This window comes from Minwuia thermotolerans (assembly GCF_002924445.1).
GTDB classification, from domain to species: domain Bacteria; phylum Pseudomonadota; class Alphaproteobacteria; order Minwuiales; family Minwuiaceae; genus Minwuia; species Minwuia thermotolerans.
In genome coordinates this window covers 99,866-113,246 of sequence record NZ_PIGG01000068.1, presented here as the reverse complement: position 1 = coordinate 113,246, position 13,381 = coordinate 99,866, and the positions used below count along the sequence as shown (strand labels likewise).

Here is a 13,381-nt window from a genome sequence, read left to right as displayed (position 1 = left end):
TCGGCGCTCTGCCGTTAGTTTCGGCGCGATTTCCCGGAACGGACAAGAGAGCATCGTGAGCGGCGACAAGGACGACAAGAGCGGGCGCCCGAAGACGCGGAAGATCGGCGCGCTCAAGCAGTTATGGCCCTTCGCCAGACGCTACAAGGTGCTTATCGGCTTTGCCGGCTTCGCGCTGGTAGGCGCCGCCGGCGCGACGCTGGCCATCGGGCAGGCCGTCCGCCGCATGGTGGACTACGGCTTCGGCGGTCCCGGCGATGCCCTCGCCGGCTATCTCGACGAGTATTTCCTGGCGCTGTTCGGCGTCTTCGCGCTGCTGGCGGCCTTCACCTTCGCGCGCTACTGGTCGGTGACCTGGCTGGGCGAGCGGATGGTCGCCGACATCCGCGACGCGGTCTACCGCCACGTGCTGAGGCTGGATCCGGCCTTCTTCGAGAATACCAAGACCGGCGAGGTGATGAGTCGTCTCACGGTCGACACGGAGCTGATCCAGACCGTTGTCGGGTCCAGCGCATCCATGGCGCTGCGCAACCTGCTGATGTTCATCGGCGGGCTGGCCATGCTGATCATCACCAGCCCGAAGCTCGCCGGCATGGTGCTGGCCATCGTGCCGATCGTGATCATCCCCATCATCTTCTTCGGCCGCCGCCTGCGCGGTCTCTCCAGAACCAGCCAGGACCGGGTCGCCGCCGTCAACGCCCGCGCCGAGGAAAGCCTGAATGCGGTGCAGACGGTCCAGGCCTTCACCCAGGAAGCCTACGAGGAGAAGCGCTTCTCCCAGGCCGTCAGCGACACGCTCACGGTGGCGCGCAAGCGCATCCACGTCCGCGCCTGGCTGACCGCGGTGGTGATCCTGCTGATCTTCGGCGCCATCGACGTGGTGCTCTGGCTCGGCGCGACGGACGTGGCGACCGGCGCCATGACCTCGGGCGAGCTGACCGCCTTCGTCTTCTACGCCATCGTCGTCGCCGGCTCGGTCGGTACGCTCTCGGAGATGTGGGGCGATCTGCAGCGCGCCGCCGGGGCGACCGAACGGCTGATGGAACTGCTCACCGTGAACGCTTCGATTGCCGTGCCCGAGAATCCGGTGCCCCTGCCAGAGCGCTCGGAGGGCCGGATCGAGTTCGACAATGTCGTCTTCCGCTATCCCTCGCGCCCGGAGATCGCGGCGCTGAACGGCTTCAGCCTGGCGGTGAACCCGGGCGAGAAGGTCGCCATCGTGGGCCCCAGCGGCGCCGGCAAGTCCACGGTCTTCCAGTTGATGCTGCGGTTCTACGACGCCGAGGCGGGGCGCATCCTGGTCGACGGCGCCGACATCATGCAGGCGGACCCGGTGGAAGTCCGCCGCCGCTACGGTCTGGTCGCCCAGGATCCGGTGATGTTCGCGGCCACGGCCATGGAGAACATCCGCTATGGCCGGCCCGAGGCGAGCGACGAGGAGGTCTTCCGCGCCGCACAGGCCGCCGGCGCGGCGGAGTTCCTGGACCGCCTGCCGGAGGGCTATGACACGCCGCTGGGCGAGCGGGGCCAGCGTCTCTCGGGCGGCCAGCGCCAGCGCATCGCCATCGCCCGGGCGCTGCTGCGCGATCCGTCGATCCTGCTGCTCGACGAAGCCACCTCCGCCCTCGACGCCGAGTCGGAACGCATGGTGCAGGGCGCGCTGGAACTGCTGATGCAGGGCCGCACCACGCTGGTGATCGCCCATCGCCTCGCCACGGTGCTGAAAGCCGACCGCATCATCGTCATGGACCAGGGCCGCGTGGTGGCCTCAGGTACGCACAAGGAGCTGATGGCCCAGGAAGGGCTCTACGCCCGTCTGGCGAAACTGCAGTTCGACACCGGCCGGGATGCTCTGGGCGGCGAGCAGCCGGCCGATGCGGCCGAGTAGGCGGCCCCGGATCTGCCACGTCTTCGCCGACGGTTTCATGATCGTGGACGGTCGCCGCCTGCCCTGCGCCCTGGGCCGCGGCGGAATCCGGACCGACAAGCGCGAGGGCGACGGCGCGACGCCGGCGGGCCTGTTCTCCCTGCGCTGCGTGCACTACCGCACGCACCGCGCCGGGACGCCGCTCACCACGCTCTCCCGCCAGCCGATCCTGCGCAGCCATGGCTGGTGCGACGATCCCGCCTCCCCGCTCTACAACCGGCTCGTCCGGCTGCCCTTCCCGGCCCGTCACGAACGGCTCTGGCGGCAGGACAGGCTCTACGACGCCCTCGTCACCATCGGTCACAACGACCGCCCCGCCCGACCGGGGCGGGGGAGCGCGATCTTCATCCACGTGATGCATCCCGAAGGGGAGCCCACCGAAGGCTGCGTGGCCCTGCGGCCCGCCGACATGCGGTGGCTGCTCCGGCGGGCGAGGCCCGGCGATATGGTGCGCATCGCGCCGCCGGAGCGGAAATCGCCCGGCTTGCCGCTACGGCAGGACTTGCGGAAGCGCCGGGCTTGTGCTGGCGTTGCGATTAACTGACCGCCATTCAGCAGGAGATGACAATGGCTACGCTGGAAGAGATCACCGAGGGCATGCGTCAGCGGGTGGGCGACGATTCGGGCCTCGATGCCACGCTGAAGTTCGATTTCGGCGACGATGGGGTGATCTACGTCGACGGCGAATCCACGCCGAACACCGTCTCCAACGAGGACAAGGACGCCGACTGCACCATGAAGATCTCCAAGGAGAACTTCCTGAAGATGGTGAACGGCGAACTCGACGGCACCACAGCCTTCATGATGGGCAAGCTGAAGATCGAGGGGAACATGGGCGTCGCGATGAAATTGCAGAGCGTCCTGAAATAGTTCGGAGGCGCTGGCCGCTTCATTGACCTTGGTGCAAAGAGAAAGGGCGGCCTGGGGAGGAGACGGCCGCCCTTTCCTTGCATTCGAGCCGAGCGCCATTTTGGGGAGGAGACGCGACCTTGTCGGCTCGAAACCGGCGATGTTCTAAAAACGAATCAATTCAGCTACTACAAAGTCTGACGCAAGAAAATCCAAAAACCAACCGGAACGTTTTTTGCGCCGCAGCACGTTTGCTGCACTGCAACAACTAAGCACGCGTCATCCCCCTGTCAAGCACCGGACACTGGAAAATTTCCGCATCTGCGTATATCGAGGTCGCCCCCGGCCGTGCGGAGACCAGAACATGACGGACGTCACACTCGCCGACATCGAGGCAGCCGCCGACCGTATCCGCGGCGCGGTGCGGCGCACGCCGCTGTTCCGTCCCGACCCGGTGGCGGGCCGCCAGGCCGGCTGCGCCCTCCATCTGAAACTGGAGAACCTGCAGCTTGCCGGCTCCTTCAAGGCACGTGGCGCGGCCAATACCGCACTCTCGCTGCCGCCGGAGGAACTGCGCCGGGGACTGGTCACGGCCTCGGGCGGCAATCACGGCCTGGGCGTGGCGGCGGCGGCGAAGGCCGCCGGCATCCCGGCCGCGATCTACCTCTCGTCGAACGCCACGCCCGACAAGATCAGCCGCCTGGAGAGCTTCGGCGCGGAGGTCATCGTCGAGGGCGAGGTCTGGGATGACGCCAACGCCCTGGCGCTGGCCCGCGCGGAACGCGACGGGCGGACCTATGTCCATCCCTTCGCACAGGCTTCGGTGATCGCCGGTCAGGGCACGGTGGCGCTGGAACTGCTCGAGGATCTGCCGGACGTCGAGACCGTCGCCATCGCCATCGGCGGCGGCGGGCTGATTTCCGGCGTCGCCACCGCGTTGAAGGCCCGCAACCCGAGTATCCGCATCATCGGCGTCGAGGCCGAAGGCGCGCCGACCCTGAAGCGTTCGCGCGACGCCGGCGAACTGATCACCCTGGAGAAGATCACCACCCGCGTCGCCACGCTCGCGCCGCGGCGGTCGGCCCAGATCAATCTCGACATCGTCTCGCGCCTGGTCGACGACATCGTCCTGGTGTCCGACGAGGAGATGATCGACGCCGCGCGCTGGCTCTGGTCGCAATGCGCCATCGCCGCGGAGATGGCTGGCGCCGCCGGACTCGCCGCCGTGCTGCAGCGCCGCTTTCCGTGCCGCGCCGACGAGAAGGTCGGCGTCCTGGTCTGCGGCGCCGGCACCGACGGGATGCCGCGCTAGATCAGGACCAGAGCGAGCCCGAGCAAGGCGGATATTCCCAGCACCGCCAGCATCCCGAGGCGCGCGCCGAACAGCAGCGCCGCGCTGAGCGCCGCCAGCGCGATCACGCGCCAGTCGACGCTCGCCAGGTCGGGAGTCCACAGGCGCAGGGCCCCGTGCTCGACGGCCTCGACGTCGGCGAAGGCGATGTGCAGGAAGAACCACAGCGCCAGGTTCAGGATCACGCCCACGACCGCCGCCGTAATCGCCGAGAGCGCGCCGCGCAGCCGGGGCTGGTCCGAGATCCAGTCGATGAAGGGCGCGCCGGCGAATATCCACAGGAAACACGGCGCGAAGGTCACCCAGAGCGTCACCGCCGCGCCGGCGACGCCGAGCCAAAGCCCGCCTTCGCGCCAGGCGGCAAGAAAGCCCACGAACTCGGTCACCAGGATCAGCGGACCCGGTGTCGTCTCCGCCAGTCCGAGCCCGTGCAGCGTCTCCTCGGGCGTCAGCCAGCCGAAGGCGACGACCACATCCTGCGCCATGTAGGCCAGCACCGCATAGGCGCCGCCGAAGGTCACGACGGCCAGCCGCGAAAAGAACGCGCCGATGTCGGTGAGGATTGGCTGGGCGCCGAAGGCGTGAAGCAGCGCGAAGGGCGCGAACCATATCAGCAGCCAGATCGTCACCGTGCCCGCCAGACGCCGCACCGCCCCGGGCCGTGCGGCGGGCGGCGGCTCGTGGACTTCGCCCGAGCGATCCCCCCGCAGCCAGCCGAATGCAGCCGCCGCGAGCACGATCAGCGGATAGGGCAGGTCCAGGAAGAAGATCGCGACGAAGGACGCGAGCGCGACAGCCCAGCTCGCCGCACCGGCCAGCGCCCTGCGGCTGATGCGGACCAGCGCCTGCACAATGACAACGGCGACCGCGGCGCCGACGCCCAGAAACAGCGCGGCCACAAGCCGGAGATCGCCCCATTCCGCGTAGATCATGGCCAATGCCAGCACCACCGCCGCGCCGGGCAGCACGAAGGAAAGGCCCGCCGCCAGACCGCCGGCGACGCCATGCAGCCGCCAGCCGGCATAGGTGGCGAGCTGCATCGCCTCGGGCCCCGGCAGCAGCATGCAGAAGTTGAGGCCGTTGAGGAACGGCCGCTCGCCGAGCCAGCCGCGCTGCTCGACGATCTCGCGGTGGATAAGTGCGATCTGGGCCGCCGGTCCGCCGAAGGAGAGAAGCCCGATCCGGAGCCAGACGCCGAGCGCCTCGGCGAAGCCCGGTCCGGTCGCGCGTTCGCTCGGCATTGGTTCGGCTCCCCGGGGACGCGCGATCGAGAGCTGACTGCTACCCAATTCCCGTGACAGCGGCAAGGCAATGACTTCCGTCGCCAGCCGATCAGGCTTACATGGCTCGAAGCCGCCATGGAGAAGAACCGATGAACCGGACCGACGAACCCGCCGTGGTCGAAAGCTGGAACGAGTGGGATCCGCTCCGTCACGTCATCGTCGGCCGCGCCGACGGCGGCTGCATTCCCCCGCCCGAACCGGCGCTGGACGCCAAGGTGCCCGAGGACAGCGACATGCGCGGCCAGTGGGGACCGCGCTCGCAGGAGACGGTCGACCGCGCCAACGAGCGGCTCGACGCCTTCGCGAGGCTGCTGGAAAAGCGCGGCGTCCGCGTCGACCGCCCGACGCCGATCGACTTCAACCAGCCCATCGCCACGCCGGACTGGCGCACCGAGAGCATGTTCGGCTGCATGCCGCCGCGCGACGTGCTGCTGACCGTCGGCAAGGAGATGCTGGAAGCCACCATGTCCTACCGCTGCCGCTGGTTCGAATATCTCTGCTATCGCCCCCTGCTGCAGCGCTACTGTGAGGACGATCCGGCGATGCGCCACGAGGCGGCGCCCAAGCCCCGGCTCACCGACGCCGACTATCGGTCGGACTATCTGTCGGAGCGGATAGGCGTCGAGAAGCGGCTGAAATGGACGGCGGAGAAACACTTCGTCACCACCGAGGAAGAGCCGCTGTTCGATGCGGCGGACGTGCTCCGCTTCGGCCGCGACCTGGTGGTCCAGCATGGCTTCACCACCAATCTGAAGGGCATCGACTGGCTCCGCCGGCACTTCCCCGATCACCGGGTCCATGCGGTGAACTTCCCCGGGGACCCCTACCCGATCCACATCGATGCGACCTTCACACCGATCCGCCCGGGGCTGATCCTGAACAACCCTGACCGCCGCCTGCCCGATGACCAGCGCGGCCTGTTCGAGCGCAATGGCTGGGAGATCGTCGACGCCGCGCGGCCGGCCCACAACAGCCCGCCGCCGCTCTGTTATTCATCCGTGTGGCTGTCGATGAACGTACTCGTGCTCGACCCGAAGACGGTCTGCGTCGAGGCCACCGAGGTCCACCAGATGGAGCAGCTCGACCGGCTGGGCATGGAAGTGGTCCCGGTCGATCTGCGCGACGCCTACGCCTTCGGCGGCGGCCTGCACTGCGCCACGGCCGATGTCCGACGCGAGGGCGCCCGCGAGGACTACTTCCCGAAGGGATGACGCCGGCAGAAAATACGCGTTCGACCTTACGTGGCGGTAAACCGTTTGCCTTGAAGACACCGCAGGAATGGGCAACATTGCCCTCACAGAACAACACCCGGGAGACGCCGTCATGGACCTCAATTTCGCCGCCGAAGACGAGGCTTTCCGCCAGGAAGTCCGCGACTTCCTCGACAAGGCCTTCGACGACGAACTCCGCGCGGCGATGAAGAAGACCCGCGCCGGCTACATGCCCAAGCACCTGCACATCCGCTGGCAGAAGGCGCTGCACGAGAAGGGCTGGGCCACGCCGCACTGGCCGGTCGAGTATGGCGGCTGCGGCTGGACGCCGACGCAGAAGTACATCTTCGACGCCGAGATGTCGGCCGCCGGTGCGCCGATCACCATCCCCTTTGGCCCGCGCATGCTGGCGCCCGTGCTGATGAAGTTCGGCTCCCAGAAGCAAAAGGACGAGTTCCTGCCGAAGATCCAGTCCTCCGACATCATCTTCTGCCAGGGCTACTCCGAGCCCGGGTCCGGCTCCGACCTCGCCAGCCTGAAGATGAAGTGCGAGGACAAGGGCGATCACTGGCTGCTGAACGGCTCCAAGATCTGGACGTCGGTCGCCCAGTACGCCGACTGGATCTTCTGCCTGGTGCGCACCTCCAACGAGGGCAAGCCGCAGGAGGGCATCTCCTTCGTGCTGGTGCCGATGGACGCCGACGGCGTGACCGTCGACCCGATCATCACCGCCGACCTGCCCGAGAAGGGCTATCAGGAGGTCAACCAGGTCTTCTTCGAGGACGTGAAGATCCCGAAGGAGAACATGGTGGGCGAGCCCAACAAGGGCTGGACCTACGCCAAGTACCTGCTGGAGTTCGAGCGCGGCGGCACCTACAGCCAGGGGCTCAAGCGCGGCATGGAGAAGGTGCGCCAGATCGCCTCGGAAGAGCGCGAGTTCGGCGAGCGCGTGATCGACGACCCGGTCTTCCGGAAGAAGATGGCGGACGCGCAGTCGCTGATCCACGCCATGGAGTTTACCGAGCTGCGGGTGCTCGGCCGGCTGTCGCAAGGCCAGAACCCGGGCCCGGAGAGCTCCATGATCAAGTGCCGCGGCTCGGAACTGCAGCAGCTCGTCTCCGAGCTCGCCTTCGAGGCCGCCGGCATCAAGCAGGCGCCGTTCCAGCCGCTGAAATGGGGCTCCAACGAGCCGCCGATCGGCCCCGAATGGGCCTCAGGCGTCGGCCCGCGGATGTACAACTACCGCAAGGTCTCGATCTACGCCGGCTCCAACGAGATCCAGCGCAACATCATGGCGAAGCTGGTCCTGGGACTCTGATTTCCCGTGCTTGAGGGAACCGGGAAGTAATGGAATCACTTCGGCGTCCCGGGACTTGACCCCGGGACCCAGTTCTTCGGTTCGCTCGGCGCCGGGATCAGGTCCCGGCGCGGGCAATGAGGGGCGGGCACGTTTCTGACGCTCAGCCGCCGGTCCACTTCCGGGCTTCGGCGAGAATGGTGTCGTTGAGCGGGATCGGCCCGTTGGCATCGAGAAAGACAACCGTGCCGGTCGCCGTGGCGACGCAGACGCCGTCCTTGAAGATGCCCTGGCCCACGGTCATCGAGGTCCGGCCGATCCGCGCGATGCGGGTGCCGATCTCGACCTCGCCGGGATAGTGCGTCTCGCGCAGGAAGTTCACCGTCACCGAGGCCGCGATGAAGCGCTCGCCCGGCCCGCAGAGCGGATGGATATGCCGGCGCATCAGGTCCAGCCGGCCGGTCTCGGCATAGGCCGCATAGGCCACATTGTTGACGTGGTTGGCCATGTCGGTGTCCGAGAACCGGATCCGGTCGGTCATCCAGTGCGGATAGCCGGCCCGGTCGGTCAGGTCCGGCAACCCCTCGGGACGGTTCATCAGACCGTCCAGGTGGAACCGGAGTTCAGCAGTTCCTCGATCGAGTTGATCTTCGCCGAGGATTTCGCCACCTGGAGCTGCTCGCTCACCGCGGCGTCGTAGGTCTTGTCGGCCGGATTGTCGTAGAGCACGCCGATGGCCACGGGGAAGTCCGGGCGGTCCATCGCCGCCAGCATCTGCGCCAGCATGTGGTTGGTCTGGTCGTGCACCAGGATGTCGTCCTCGGTGACGCCGTCCTTGCCGAGCTCCGCGACGGAGAGCTTCAGCGTCTTCGGATCGAGGCGCAGGCCCTTGTCGTTGTCCTTGCCGAACAGCAGCGGTTCGCCGTGGCGGACATGGATCTGGGCGTCGCCGGCAATCGCCTTGTCGGTGATGTCGCCGAAGACCTCGTCGTTGTAGACGATGCAGTTCTGCAGGATCTCCACGAAGGACGTGCCCTTGTGGGCATGGGCCTGCTGCAGGATGCCGGGCAGCTCCTTCTGGCCGCGGTCGATACCGCGGGCGACGAAGCGCGCGCCGACGCCCAGCGCCATGACGCAGGCTGACAGCGGCGCGTCGATGGAACCCGCCGGCGTCGAGGGCGAGCGGGTGCCCAGCCGCGAGGTCGGCGAGGCCTGCCCCTTGGTCAGGCCGTAGATCTCGTTGTTGAACAGCAGGAAGTTCACGTCGACGTTCCGCCTGAGCATGTGCATGACGTGATTGCCGCCGATCGAGAGCGCGTCGCCGTCACCGGAGACGATCCAGACGTCCAGTTCCGGATTGGACAGCTTGATGCCCGTCGCGAAGGCCGGCGCGCGGCCGTGGATGGTGTGGAAGCCGTAGGTCTCGATGTAATAGGGGAAGCGCGCGGCGCAGCCGATCCCGGAGACGAAGACGGTCTTCTCCCGCGGCGTGCCGATGTCGGCCAGCGCCTTCTGGACGCCCTTGAGGATGGCGTAGTCGCCGCAGCCCGGACACCAGCGCACTTCCTGGTCGGTCGCGAAGTCCTTGGGCGTTAGCTTGATGGCTGTCTGCTCGTTCATCTTCTTACGCTCCTTCGCCATCGAGCGCGCGGCGGATGGCGGCTTCGATCTCGCGGATCTTGAAGGGCTGGCCCTGCACCTTGGTCAGAGGCTCCACGTCGAGCACGTACTCGGCGCGCAGCACGGTGGAGAGCTGCCCGGTGTTCAGTTCGGGACAGATGACCTTGTCGAAACCGCGCAGCAGGTCGCCCAGATTGCGCGGCAACGGCCAGATGTGGCGCAGATGGGCGTGCGCCACCTTGTAGCCCTGTTCGCGCATGTTGCTGACCGCGCGGGAGATGGCCCCGAAGGTCGAACCCCAACCGATGATCACCAGATCGTCGTCCGCCTCGCCCTGCTCCAGCGCCTGTTCGGGAATGAAGTCGGCGACACGGGCGATCTTGTCGTGGCGCACGTCGGTCATGCGCTGATGGTTCATCGCATCGTAGGAGATGTGGCCCGAATCGTAGTCCTTCTCGATGCCGCCGATGCGGTGCATCAGCTCGGGCGTCCCGGGCACGGCCCAGGCGCGCGCCAGGGTCTCCTTGTCGCGCAGATAGGGCGAAAAGCCTTCGGCCTTCTCGTGGAACTTCACCGGAAACTTCTCGTAGGTGGAGAAGTCCGGAATCTGCCAGGGTTCGGCCGCGTTGGCGATGTAGCCGTCGGTCAGCAGCATGACGGGTGTCATGAACTTCACCGCCAGCCGGCAGGCCTCGATCGCGGCGTCGAAACAGTCGCCCGGGCCGTGCGCCGCCACCACCACCAGCGGACTGTCGGCGTTGCGGCCGTAGACGGCCTGATAGAGATCGGACTGCTCGGTCTTGGTCGGCATGCCGGTCGAGGGGCCCGCGCGCTGCGAGTTCACGACGACCAGCGGCAGTTCGACCATGATGGCGAGGCCGATGGCTTCGGTCTTCAGCGCGATGCCGGGCCCGGAGCTGGAGGTGATGCCGAGCTGTCCGGCATAGGAGGCGCCGATGGCCGAACAGACGGCCGCGATCTCGTCCTCCGCCTGGAAGGTGGTGATGCCGAACTGCTTCAGCCGCGAGAGCGTGTGCAGCAGCGACGACGCCGGCGTGATCGGATAGGAGCCGAAGAACATCGGCAGTTCGGCGAGCTGCGCGCCGGCGACCAGGCCCCAGGCCAGCGCCTCGGCGCCGGCGACGTTGCGGTACCGGCCCGGCTCGATCTTCGCCTGGGGCACCTGATAGCCCAGGATCTCGCCCGGCAGTTCCACGGTCTCGCCATAGGCGTGCCCGGCGTTGAGCGCGGCGATGTTGGCCGCCGCGGTCTCGGGCTTGGACTTGAACTTGTCCTCGAGCCAGTCGATCGACGGCTGGCGGTCGCGGCCGTAGAGCCAGTAGATCAGCCCCAGCAGCCACATGTTCTTGCAGCGCAGGCCGTCCTTGTTGCCCAGACCGAATTCCTTCACCGCCTCCAGCACCAGCCGTGAGACGTCGATCTCGATGACCTCGTAGCCGTCGAGGGAACCGTCTTCCAGCGGATTGCTGTCATAACCGGCCTTGCGCAGGTCGCGGTCCTTGAAGGTGCCGGCGTCGACGATGACCAGCCCGCCATCGCGCAGGCCGTCCAGGTTCACCTTCAGCGCCGCCGGGTTCATCGCCACCAGCACGTCGGGCTGGTCGCCGGCTGTCAGGATCTCCCGGCCGCCGAAATTGATCTGGAATGCCGAGACGCCGAAGGTGGTGCCGGCCGGAGCGCGAATCTCTGCCGGAAAATCCGGAAACGTCGCAAGGTCGTTGCCCGTCAGTGCCGTCGAATGGGTGAACTGCGAGCCTGTGAGCTGCATGCCGTCACCGGAGTCGCCGGCGAAACGCACGACGACCGATTCCAGTACCTCGCGCTTACCGCCGCGCGGCTCGATGATCTCTGCCGTATTGGACATGAAGACTGTCTGCCTGGTTCCTGATGATCACTCGCGTCCTCCCCGACGCGATTAGCGGCACCGAACATGTCGTGGCTCGGCCCGGACCGCAAACATAAGGCTATGGGGTTCGTGCGGCAACGGTTGCGGTCAACAAACGGCCGTGCGCGTCCCGCATGGCGCCGGTCCGGGCAAATTGCCGCTGGGAAGTGCGCCCGTTCGGACATAGGGTCCGGCCCATGGATGACAAGGAGCGGATCGCCAAGCGTCTGGCCCGGGCGGGCATCGCCAGCCGCCGGGAGGCCGAGCGCATGATCGAAGCAGGCCGGGTGAAACTGAATGGCCAGGTGCTGAAGTCGCCCGCGGTCAATGTGGGCCCGGACGACACGATCGAGGTCGACGGCAAGGCGGTCGGCGAACCCGATTCGATTCGTCTCTGGCGTTATCACAAGCCCGCGGGCCTGCTGACGACGGCGCGCGACGACCTGGGACGGGCCACGATCTACGATCACCTTCCGAAACGCCTGCCCCGGGTGGTGCCGGTGGGCCGGCTGGACCTGAATTCGGAGGGGCTGCTGCTGCTCACCAATGACGGCGGCCTGAAGCGCGGTCTGGAACTGCCCGGCAATGCCTGGACGCGCACCTACCGGGTGCGCGCCTACGGCGCGGTGAAACCGGAACTGCTGGAAGACCTGAAACGGGGCATCACCGTCGACGGCGAGAAGTTCGGCACCATCGAGGTCACGGCGGAGCGCAGCGGCGGACGCAACACGTGGCTCACGGTCTCCCTCAACGAAGGCCGCAACCGGGAAGTCCGCCGCGCGCTGGACGCCGTAGGCCTGACGGTGAACCGGCTGATACGCACCGCCTATGGCCCCTTCCGTCTGGGCGAACTGGGGAGCGGCCAGGTGGTCGAGGTGCCGGGCAACGAACTGCGCCGGGCCGCGCGCGGTCTGGTCGACATACCGAGGACGCGGGATGCGGATCGTCGGCGGTAGTTTCCGCGGGCTGACACTGGCGGAGGTGCATGCCGGCGGCATCCGTCCGACCTCCGACCGCAGCCGGGAGGGACTGTTCAACATCCTGGCGCACAACCCCGCCTATGCGGGCGATGACGGCCCCGCTCCGGCCGGGATGGACGTGCTCGACGTCTTCGCCGGCACCGGCGCGCTGGGCCTGGAGGCGCTTTCGCGCGGCGCGGCCAGCGTCGCCTTCATGGAAAAGGCGCCCGCGGCGCTGAAAATCCTGCGAGCCAACATCGCCCGCGCCGGCGCCAGCGCCGCAACCCGCGTGCTGGAGGCCGACGCCACCCGGCCCGGCCGGGCGCGCGGGACGTTCGGCCTGGTGCTGATGGACCCGCCCTATGGCGAAGGTCTGGCGGAAAGGGCGCTCGCGGCGTTGCAGGACGGCTGCTGGCTGGCGGAAGCCGCGCTGGCGGTCATCGAGACGGACCGGCGCGAGGAGCTGGCATTGCCCGGCGGTTTCGAGAAGCTCGACGAGCGCATCTACGGCCGCGCCCGCCTGCATTTCGCCCGGCGCGGATAAGTCGCATCAACCACATCGCTCCCGGACCCCACCTGTCGGATCAAGCCGCCACGCACGCACGGTGTATCGACAAGAACAAGGGAGTAGTCCAATGAGCGACGCAGTCTATCGCCGGATCGAGGTCGTCGGATCGTCCACCAGGAGCGTCGAGGACGCCATCCAGGGCGCCGTCGCCCGCGCCAATGAAACGCTGCGCCATGTCGACTGGTTCGAGGTCGCGGAAACCCGCGGCCATGTCGAGAACGGCAAGATCGCGCACTATCAGGTGGTGGTGAAGGTCGGCTTCCGGATGGACGACTGACCCGCGAAAGCGGGGCGGGTTCATCCACTCGACGCTGTCGCCCTTGGACTCGATCCAAGGGCCCAGAATGACAAACGAACTGGGTCCTGGGGTCAAACCCCAGGACGCCAGGCGATCCAATCACTTCGAAAAA

General features: G+C 67.4%; 13 protein-coding genes. 9 read left to right on the top strand and 4 right to left on the bottom strand.

Going from position 1 to position 13,381, the window contains the following annotated elements:
- Nucleotides 1–55 precede the first annotated feature (55 nt).
- The 4 genes from CWC60_RS19900 (at nt 56) to CWC60_RS19885 (ending at nt 4,088) form a co-directional block, all read left to right on the top strand.
- A complete protein-coding gene (locus CWC60_RS19900) occupies nt 56–1,888 on the top strand; it encodes an ABC transporter transmembrane domain-containing protein (RefSeq protein WP_206420056.1) in 1,833 nt (610 codons plus the stop codon).
- The gene (locus CWC60_RS19895; RefSeq protein ID WP_206420055.1) at nt 1,875–2,471 is read left to right on the top strand and encodes a L,D-transpeptidase family protein; all 597 of its coding nucleotides are present in this window, start codon (nt 1,875–1,877) and stop codon (nt 2,469–2,471) included. The genes CWC60_RS19900 and CWC60_RS19895 overlap by 14 nt, the downstream gene beginning before the upstream one ends.
- A 23-nt stretch (nt 2,472–2,494) precedes the next feature.
- The gene (locus CWC60_RS19890) at nt 2,495–2,797 is read left to right on the top strand and encodes an SCP2 sterol-binding domain-containing protein (RefSeq protein WP_109795670.1); all 303 of its coding nucleotides are present in this window, start codon (nt 2,495–2,497) and stop codon (nt 2,795–2,797) included.
- 343 nt (nt 2,798–3,140) lie between these two features.
- Nucleotides 3,141–4,088: a threonine ammonia-lyase gene (locus CWC60_RS19885; RefSeq protein WP_109795669.1), complete on the top strand. Its 948-nt coding sequence runs from the start codon at nt 3,141–3,143 to the stop codon at nt 4,086–4,088.
- Here CWC60_RS19885 and chrA read toward each other — a convergent pair.
- On the bottom strand, nt 4,085–5,368 hold the full coding sequence (chrA, locus tag CWC60_RS19880; RefSeq protein WP_109795668.1) for a chromate efflux transporter: 1,284 nt from the start codon (nt 5,366–5,368) through the stop codon (nt 4,085–4,087). The two genes, CWC60_RS19885 and chrA, sit on opposite strands and share 4 nt — an antisense overlap.
- A 131-nt stretch (nt 5,369–5,499) precedes the next feature.
- Between chrA and CWC60_RS19875 the strand changes: the two genes are divergently transcribed.
- Together CWC60_RS19875 and CWC60_RS19870 are read left to right on the top strand one after the other, a co-directional pair.
- On the top strand, nt 5,500–6,621 hold the full coding sequence (locus tag CWC60_RS19875) for a serine/threonine protein kinase (protein ID WP_109795667.1): 1,122 nt from the start codon (nt 5,500–5,502) through the stop codon (nt 6,619–6,621).
- A gap of 112 nt (nt 6,622–6,733) precedes the next feature.
- Entirely contained in the window at nt 6,734–7,939 is a 1,206-nt protein-coding gene (locus tag CWC60_RS19870; protein WP_109795666.1) for an acyl-CoA dehydrogenase family protein, read from the top strand.
- A 142-nt stretch (nt 7,940–8,081) separates the two neighbouring features.
- Here CWC60_RS19870 and CWC60_RS19865 read toward each other — a convergent pair whose 3' ends face one another.
- Genes CWC60_RS19865 through CWC60_RS19855 form a run of 3 tightly spaced genes read right to left on the bottom strand, consistent with a single transcriptional unit; the run spans nt 8,082 to nt 11,423 of the window.
- The gene (locus CWC60_RS19865; protein WP_109795665.1) at nt 8,082–8,516 is read right to left on the bottom strand and encodes an acyl-CoA thioesterase; all 435 of its coding nucleotides are present in this window, start codon (nt 8,514–8,516) and stop codon (nt 8,082–8,084) included.
- Nucleotides 8,516–9,538 carry a 2-oxoacid:ferredoxin oxidoreductase subunit beta gene (locus tag CWC60_RS19860; protein ID WP_109795708.1) on the bottom strand — a complete coding sequence of 341 codons (1,023 nt, stop codon included), beginning with the start codon at nt 9,536–9,538 and terminating at the stop codon, nt 8,516–8,518. The genes CWC60_RS19865 and CWC60_RS19860 overlap by 1 nt, the downstream gene beginning before the upstream one ends.
- Nucleotides 9,539–9,542: 4 nt before the next feature.
- A complete protein-coding gene (locus tag CWC60_RS19855; RefSeq protein WP_109795664.1) occupies nt 9,543–11,423 on the bottom strand; it encodes a 2-oxoacid:acceptor oxidoreductase subunit alpha in 1,881 nt (626 codons plus the stop codon).
- Nucleotides 11,424–11,641: 218 nt separating this feature from the next.
- On the opposite strand from CWC60_RS19855, the gene CWC60_RS19850 reads away from it, so the two are divergent.
- From CWC60_RS19850 to CWC60_RS19840, 3 genes are all read left to right on the top strand, one after another.
- Nucleotides 11,642–12,400, top strand: a complete 759-nt coding sequence (locus CWC60_RS19850) for a pseudouridine synthase (protein WP_109795663.1) — start codon at nt 11,642–11,644, stop codon at nt 12,398–12,400.
- Entirely contained in the window at nt 12,381–12,947 is a 567-nt protein-coding gene (gene rsmD / locus CWC60_RS19845; RefSeq protein ID WP_109795662.1) for a 16S rRNA (guanine(966)-N(2))-methyltransferase RsmD, read from the top strand. Before CWC60_RS19850 ends, rsmD begins: the two co-directional genes overlap by 20 nt.
- Nucleotides 12,948–13,038: 91 nt before the next feature.
- The gene (locus CWC60_RS19840; protein ID WP_109795661.1) at nt 13,039–13,248 is read left to right on the top strand and encodes a dodecin; all 210 of its coding nucleotides are present in this window, start codon (nt 13,039–13,041) and stop codon (nt 13,246–13,248) included.
- The last annotated feature ends 133 nt before the right edge of the window (nt 13,249–13,381 follow it).

What these genes read in the sequence shown, in the direction of transcription:
- CWC60_RS19895 (WP_206420055.1), top strand. Translation starts at nt 1,875, where the DNA reads ATGCGGCCGAGTAGGCGGCCCCGGATCTGCCACGTCTTCGCCGACGGT.
- CWC60_RS19890 (WP_109795670.1), top strand. Translation starts at nt 2,495, where the DNA reads ATGGCTACGCTGGAAGAGATCACCGAGGGCATGCGTCAGCGGGTGGGC.
- CWC60_RS19885 (WP_109795669.1), top strand. Translation starts at nt 3,141, where the DNA reads ATGACGGACGTCACACTCGCCGACATCGAGGCAGCCGCCGACCGTATC.
- chrA (WP_109795668.1), bottom strand. Translation starts at nt 5,368, where the DNA reads ATGCCGAGCGAACGCGCGACCGGACCGGGCTTCGCCGAGGCGCTCGGC.
- CWC60_RS19875 (WP_109795667.1), top strand. Translation starts at nt 5,500, where the DNA reads ATGAACCGGACCGACGAACCCGCCGTGGTCGAAAGCTGGAACGAGTGG.
- CWC60_RS19870 (WP_109795666.1), top strand. Translation starts at nt 6,734, where the DNA reads ATGGACCTCAATTTCGCCGCCGAAGACGAGGCTTTCCGCCAGGAAGTC.
- CWC60_RS19865 (WP_109795665.1), bottom strand. Translation starts at nt 8,516, where the DNA reads ATGAACCGTCCCGAGGGGTTGCCGGACCTGACCGACCGGGCCGGCTAT.
- CWC60_RS19860 (WP_109795708.1), bottom strand. Translation starts at nt 9,538, where the DNA reads ATGAACGAGCAGACAGCCATCAAGCTAACGCCCAAGGACTTCGCGACC.
- CWC60_RS19855 (WP_109795664.1), bottom strand. Translation starts at nt 11,423, where the DNA reads ATGTCCAATACGGCAGAGATCATCGAGCCGCGCGGCGGTAAGCGCGAG.
- CWC60_RS19850 (WP_109795663.1), top strand. Translation starts at nt 11,642, where the DNA reads ATGGATGACAAGGAGCGGATCGCCAAGCGTCTGGCCCGGGCGGGCATC.
- rsmD (WP_109795662.1), top strand. Translation starts at nt 12,381, where the DNA reads ATGCGGATCGTCGGCGGTAGTTTCCGCGGGCTGACACTGGCGGAGGTG.
- CWC60_RS19840 (WP_109795661.1), top strand. Translation starts at nt 13,039, where the DNA reads ATGAGCGACGCAGTCTATCGCCGGATCGAGGTCGTCGGATCGTCCACC.